General features: G+C 68.3%; 6 protein-coding genes. 2 read left to right on the top strand and 4 right to left on the bottom strand.

Going from position 1 to position 6,670, the window contains the following annotated elements:
* The first annotated feature begins 314 nt into the window (after window positions 1-314).
* Entirely contained in the window at window positions 315-2,732 is a 2,418-nt protein-coding gene (locus A6A27_RS05170; RefSeq protein ID WP_241825083.1) for a PQQ-dependent sugar dehydrogenase, read from the top strand.
* A gap of 17 nt (window positions 2,733-2,749) precedes the next feature.
* Window positions 2,750-3,901, top strand: a complete 1,152-nt coding sequence (locus tag A6A27_RS47085; RefSeq protein WP_083672443.1) for a ThuA domain-containing protein — start codon at window positions 2,750-2,752, stop codon at window positions 3,899-3,901.
* Between the two features lie 139 nt (window positions 3,902-4,040).
* Here A6A27_RS47085 and A6A27_RS05155 read toward each other — a convergent pair whose 3' ends face one another.
* The 4 genes from A6A27_RS05155 to A6A27_RS42865 form a co-directional block, all read right to left on the bottom strand.
* Window positions 4,041-4,796: a hypothetical protein gene (locus A6A27_RS05155; RefSeq protein WP_073833356.1), complete on the bottom strand. Its 756-nt coding sequence runs from the start codon at window positions 4,794-4,796 to the stop codon at window positions 4,041-4,043.
* The gene (locus A6A27_RS42875; protein WP_143193894.1) at window positions 4,786-5,088 is read right to left on the bottom strand and encodes an AbrB/MazE/SpoVT family DNA-binding domain-containing protein; all 303 of its coding nucleotides are present in this window, start codon (window positions 5,086-5,088) and stop codon (window positions 4,786-4,788) included. The genes A6A27_RS05155 and A6A27_RS42875 overlap by 11 nt, the downstream gene beginning before the upstream one ends.
* A complete protein-coding gene (locus A6A27_RS44120) occupies window positions 5,085-5,306 on the bottom strand; it encodes a hypothetical protein (protein WP_073833354.1) in 222 nt (73 codons plus the stop codon). Before A6A27_RS44120 ends, A6A27_RS42875 begins: the two co-directional genes overlap by 4 nt.
* A 936-nt stretch (window positions 5,307-6,242) precedes the next feature.
* Window positions 6,243-6,497 (bottom strand): hypothetical protein, encoded by a 255-nt coding sequence (locus tag A6A27_RS42865; RefSeq protein ID WP_143193893.1) that lies wholly within the window; start codon window positions 6,495-6,497, stop codon window positions 6,243-6,245.
* Between the last annotated feature and the right edge of the window lie 173 nt (window positions 6,498-6,670).

Below are 6,670 nucleotides of genomic sequence, written 5' to 3'. Positions count from 1 at the left end.
ACCCCCGACGAATTAACGCCGAGCAGCACTAAGCGGCGCGGCAACGTGTGCGCCGCCTTTTGGTCACGGCCGCAAAGTCTCACGCATAGCATCGATGCATCTAGACGGATCAATCAGAGTCCCCTACTGTGATCGCACGGCCTGAGACCGCTCTCTATACGATCCGTTCGGCGGCGGACGCGTGAAGTGTGCTCGACGACGCAGGTCGACGTCGCGGCATCCTCGGCTGCGGCGCGGCGGCGCGCGCCCTGCCTGGCGAACTTGGTCAGGAAGGGGCACTGGTGAAACGACAGCCCATCGTTCGATGGCAGCCAATGGCGGCCGCCCTGCTTCTGGTCGCCCCGGGACTCAGCGTCCTCGCCGCGCCGGCAACTCCGGCCGCGGCGGCGATCAACCCCGTCGACTTCCAGCAGGTCACGCTCGCCAAGGGCGTGGCCGAGACCGGCGAACCCATGGCGCTCGCGGTGCTGCCGGACCGCTCGGTCCTGCACACCGCGCGCAACGGCACCCTGCGCCGCACCGACGCGCTCGGCAACACATCGGTGATCGCGAACATACCTGTGTACACGCACGACGAGGAGGGCCTGCAGGGCGTCGCCGCCGACCCGAACTTCGCCAGCAACCGCAATATTTACCTGTACTACGCGCCGCCGCTGAGCACCCCGGCCGGCGATGCGCCTGCCACCGGTACCGCCACCGACTGGGTAACCTGGACTGGGGTCAACCGGCTGTCCCGGTTCACCCTGAACGCCGACTACACGGTAGACATGGCCAGCCAGGTCACCGTACTGGAGGTGACGACCAGCCGCGGCATCTGCTGCCACGTCGGCGGTGACATCGACTTCGACGCGGCCGGCAACCTGTACCTGTCCACCGGCGACGACACGAACCCGTTCGAGTCGAGCGGGTACTCGCCGATCGACGAGCGCACCAACCGCAACCCGGCCTACGACGCGCAACGCACCTCCGGCAACACCAACGACCTGCGCGGCAAGGTTCTGCGGATCAAGGTCAACGCCAACGGGACGTACTCGATCCCGGCCGGCAACATGTTCGCGCCGGGCACCGCCAACACCCGGCCCGAGATCTACGCCATGGGCTTTCGCAACCCGTTCCGGATGAGCGTCGACAAGGCCACCGGCATCGTCTACCTCGGCGACTACGGGCCGGACGCGGGCCGGACCGACGCCAACCGGGGCCCGTCCGGTCAGGTCGAGTTCGACCGGATCACGGGGCCGGGCTTTTACGGCTGGCCGTACTGCACCGGCACGAACACCACCACCGAGACGTACAACGAGTGGAACTTCGCCACCAACTCCACCGGCCCGAAGTTCAACTGCACCGGCGGCCCGATGAACAACTCCTTCCGCAACACGGGCCTGACCACGTTGCCGGCGGCCAAGCCCGCCTGGATTCGTTACGCCGGCGACGCCGGCTCCCCGCCCGAGTTCGGCACCGGTTCCGAGTCGCCGATGGGTGGCCCGGTCTACCGGTACGACGCCGCCAACCCGTCGACCACGAAGTTCCCCGCCAGCCTGGACGGGCAGTACTTCGCCGGCGAATTCGGCCGCGGCTGGATTAAGCCCATCGTGGTCAACGCGGACGGCTCGCCAGGTGTGATCGACAACTTCCCGTGGAACGGCAAGCAGGTCATGGACATGGCCTTCGGCCCGGACGGGTCGCTGTATGTCCTGGACTACGGCACCGGCTACTTCAACGGCGACGCCAACTCCGCGGTCTACCGCTACGACTACGTCGGCGCCGCCGGCAACCGCGCCCCGACCGCGGTCGCCAGTGCCGACAAGACATCCGGCGCGGCACCGCTGGCCGTGACGTTCTCGTCGGCGGGCTCCAGCGACCCCGATGGCGGGACGCTGACCTACTCGTGGGCGTTCGGCGACGGCGGCACCTCCACCGCCGCCAACCCATCGCACACGTACACCACCAACGGCAACTATGTCGCCACCCTGACGGTGCGCGACCCGCAGGGCGCCACCGGCACGGCCAGCGTGCCAATCAGCGTCGGCAACACCGCCCCGACGGTCGTCGTCAACAGCCCCGCCGCCGGGCAACTGGCCGCCTTCGGCGACAGCGTCCCCTGGAGCGTCACGGTCACCGACCCGGAGGACGGCACGATCGACTGCGCCAAGGTGACCATGTCCTACCTGATCGGGCACGACCAGCACGCCCACCAGATCACCTCACAGACCGGCTGCTCCGGCACGATCACCATCCCAGTGGACGGCGAGCACGACGACGCGGCGAACATCTTCCCGATCTTCGACGCGTCCTACACCGACAAGGGCGGCCTCACCACCCACGCACAGAACATCCTCGCACCGAAGCACCGGCAGGCCGAGCACTACAAGACCTCGTCGGGTGTCACCAAGGTCAGCAGGGCCACGGCCGAGGGCGGCATGACGGTCGGCGACATCAACAACGGCGACTGGATCCAGTTCGACCCGTACAAGCTCAACAACGTCACCTCGTTCACTGCCCGGGTGTCGTCCGCCGGGGCTGGCGGCACGCTGCGGTTCCGGACCGGATCACCAACCGGCACGATCATCGGCTCGGCGACGGTCACCCAGACCGGGTCCTGGGACACGTACGTCACGGTGAGCGGCACCATCAGCGGCGCACCGGCAGGCACCACCTCGCTGTACGTCACGTTCGCTGGCAACGGCAAGCGCGCGCTGTTCGACCTGGACAGCTACACGTTCGTCACTGGTTAGAAGGGAGACCACCGATCATGACGCGTAGACTCGCTTTCTGCCTCGCCATCGTGGTCGCCGCGCTCGGCTTCAACGCCGTGCCGGCCCACGCCGCGCCGGACTTCACCGTGCTCGTCTTCAGCAAGACCGCCGGATTCCGCCACGACTCCATCCCCACCGGCATCCAGACGATCCGCGACCTGGGCACGGCGAACAACTTCGCCGTCGAGGCCACGGAGGACGCCACCCAGTTCAACCCGACGAACCTGGCCCGGTTCAAGGCGGTCATCTGGCTGTCCACCACCGGCGACGTACTCGACGCCACCCAGCAGACCGCGTTCGAGAACTACATCCGCGCCGGCGGCGGCTACGTCGGCGTGCACGCGGCGGCCGACACCGAGTACACCTGGGCCTGGTACGGCGACCTCGTCGGGGCGTACTTCGCCAGCCACCCGACAATCCAGGCCGCGACGGTCCGCATCGCCGACACCACCCACCCGTCGACGGTCGGCCTGCCGGTCGCGTGGACCCGCACCGACGAGTGGTACAACTACCGCACCAACCCCCGCCCGCAGGTGCATGTCCTCGCCACGCTCGACGAGTCCACCTACACCGGCGGCACGATGGGTGGCGACCATCCCATCTCGTGGTGCCGGGCCTACGACGGCGGCCGGTCGTTCTACACCGGCATGGGCCACACCATCGGCAGCTACGGCGAAGCCAACTACCGCACGCACCTGCTCGGCGGCATCCGCTACGCCGCACAGAGCACCGGTGACTGCACGGTCAGCGCTCCCCCGCCGGACCTGGCGCTGAACCACCCCGCCACGGCGTCCAGCGTGCAGAACGCCTCCTTCCCCGCCTCGAACGCCGTGGACGCCTCCCCCACGACGCAGTGGACGAGCGCGTCGTCCGACCCGCAGTGGATCCGGGTCGACCTCGGCGCCACCCACACCATCAACCGGGTCCTGCTGGTGTGGGGAACCACGTACGGCAAGAACTACCAGATCCAGACCTCGGCCGACGGGAACACCTGGACCACGATCCGGACGATCACCAACGGCAACGGCGGTGAGGACGACAACTTCGCCCTGAACGCCTCGACCAGGTACGTACGCATCTACGGCACGGCCCGCGGCAGCAGGAAGGCCGGCTACTCGCTGTTCACGTTCCAGGTGTACGGGACGTGATTCAACCGTCGGCGGCGTAATCGAACCCGCACTGACGAGAGCGGCGCGGAGGAGATCGCCAGCAGAGGCGGCACCACCGACGAATGGTGGTGCCGCCTCTGCGCTCTCTCGGCCAGTGGCCTGACCTGCAGCTGCAAACTCATCCGGCGCCACGAAACGAGTTGATCATCAATGCCTCAAATGTGGCCCCGCTGCGTCGACTCGGCCCGGGTGCCCCTGCATTTTGGGGGCGGGCTCGCCGTTGCAGGGTGATCGGCTGCCACCGCACGGTGCCTTTCCCGGCCAGGCGCACGAGCCCGCTGGGGCGGTCCAGGTCGATGAGCCGTAGTGCGAGGGCACCGCCGCGCCGGCAGGCGCTTTCGGTGTGCAGGCGCAGCAGAAGTGCGTCGAGGATGACGTCGTTGCCGCTGGTCCGCGCCACCGCGTTGATCTCCTCCAGTTCGTGCGGCGTCAAGGCGCGACGCGTGCTCGGGAGGCGGCGGGGCTTGGCGACACGATGGGCAGGACTGGCCGACGCGTCGATCAGACCGTCAGCGACAGCCCGGGAGTAGAAGGCGCGGGCGGCGGCGATGACATGCTCGCCAGCGTGCCGACCGTTGCGGCTGTTACGCCGCGATCGCGCCGTAGCGATCATTTCTTGTTTCATCGCCTCGATGTCACTGGCCGCGACGCGGTTCAGGGGCCAATCACCCCACACGGCGGCCATGCGCTCCCAGTAGGTGCCGTAGGTTCGTCTCGCACCCGGGCCCGCCGCGGCGATCACGCGCGGCAGATATTCCGCGACCGTCGGCAGCGACACCGGCACGCCGGCGTCGGACTCCAGATCGGCCACGGTGACGCCAAGGTGGGCCAGGACCTGCCGGGCTGCGGCAACCGTGGCGGGATCAGCAGACATGGTCGCCTCCCGCCACCTCGGCGTGCAGATCGGCGAGCAGGCGAGCGACAGCGCTGATCGAGTGCACAACGATCAGGTCATGGGCGACAAGAGCGGCCAGCAGTACCGGCTGGCCGGACTCGATCCGGCACATCCGCCGCGCGGAAGCCGGAAGTGGCAGCTGCCCTCGGCTGCCCACCCCGTGCCGACCATCGTTGGCCGAGGCGATGACGAGCACCCCTCGGTGCGGCTGGATGTCGAGGCGGTGTCCCGGCTGCCAGCCCAGCCCCTGTAGGAGGTGCTGCGCGGTCACTCGGCCGCAGCGGGATGGGACAGCCATCCCCAGCAGAAGCTCAGCAGCATCGACCGCCGCCGGTTGTCGGCGTGCGGTGGCATCATGCTCGGCATGACCAGCCAGATCGACCTTGCGGCGGCGGCCCGGGAGCACCTGCCGGCAGACGTCGCCGACACGTGGTTGTCGCTGCTGCGGCCGGGAATGCGGCCCCAATCGTCGACATGCTCCACGGTCACCGGCCCGCCATGCCACGGGCCGCGGCGCTGACAATGCCAGCCAGCTCCATCGGTTCGCACGACAGCTCGGACCGCCAGCCGTCATAACCCGGACCAACGGCAGGCCGGGCACGCGCCAGCCAGACCGGCGGCTTAGGTGCCTCATCCCGCCAGAACCGCAGCAACCAGCGGTCCCCGAACCCGTCCTCCGTGTCGCCCCGCCGGCATGCCACCCGGACCCCGTAGCAGCCCGGCACCGCCCAGCTCGAGGTCAACTGGACCGCTGCCGCCGGTCAGGACGGCCCTGGCCCCGTCCGGGAGGGCTGGTAGTCCCTTGTCCTGCGGGGTTGCCGCTGGTCGGTTCGGTCCTGGACGGCCTGACTTGGCCCTGGTGGCAGCCGCTTGTGGCCCGTGGGGTGGCCCGGCAGCCTTGACTGTCGGTGGCAGAAGCGGCTCAGCGACGGTTACGAGATCGGCTGACCGCCCAGACCCCGCCAACAATCGCCGCGGCAGTCGGCAAGAGACAGAAGAGCGTCAGGACCAACAGGTGCCACGGCTTGAGAGCTCCCATTGCCGAGAGGATAGGCATCGCTCCCCAACGGCGCTGCCCCTGCTGCGTGCTGGAGCGAGGTCGCAGCTGCACCTCTGTGGAGCCTTGGCTGGTCAGGTGGCGGTTTCCCTGGTCAGCCTGTCCGTGGTTGTCGGGCAGCGCCGGCGGTTGTGGGCAGTCTCGGCTGTAGGAATGGCTGTACGGCGACAGGATGCGGCCGCCATGCTGTCGGAATGACGGCGGAGCATCCGATCATCGACCTGGATGACCGTGGTCGTGGACGCGTCATGCCGGATGAGGGTCCGCGACGCCGCAGACTGATCAACCGAGCGACGAGCGCCTACGCCATCGGGGCGTTCGTCCTTGGCGTAGCGGTCGGCGGTATCGGCAGAGCCGAGGTGCAAGGCTCACGCGACGCACGGACGCGGGCTGCCGCTGTCGCGGTTGTCGTCATAGCCAGCTCGGCAAGTGACGGCGGTGAAATCTCCGGCAGCATCGCCCAGTTTGACGCGCAACTGGCTGTCGTCAACGCTGGTCCACAGCCGGTTACGGTTCGCACGGTTGGAGCACGCCTCCCCGGCACAGTAATCGATGCCACCGCTCCGTTTCGCCGGCTGCGTCCTGGCGAGGTAGGCGTAATAGACGTCCAGGTTGTCGTTCACTGCTCCGTCAAGCCTGATCCGGTGCCGATGCGACTGTCGGTTGAGACGGCCGACCAACGAACCCGCGAGGTGAGCTATCCCATGACGTACATCGGTACCGCCTGGCACGACCGGGCCGTGTCGCTATGCAGGCAGGGTAGCTAAGTGAGCGTCCGGGAACTTCACCAGTTGCC

Origin of the sequence: Micromonospora sp. CB01531 (assembly GCF_001905095.1) — a bacterium.
Classification (GTDB): Bacteria; Actinomycetota; Actinomycetes; order Mycobacteriales; family Micromonosporaceae; genus Micromonospora.
This window is presented reverse-complemented; position numbering and strand designations above follow the sequence as displayed.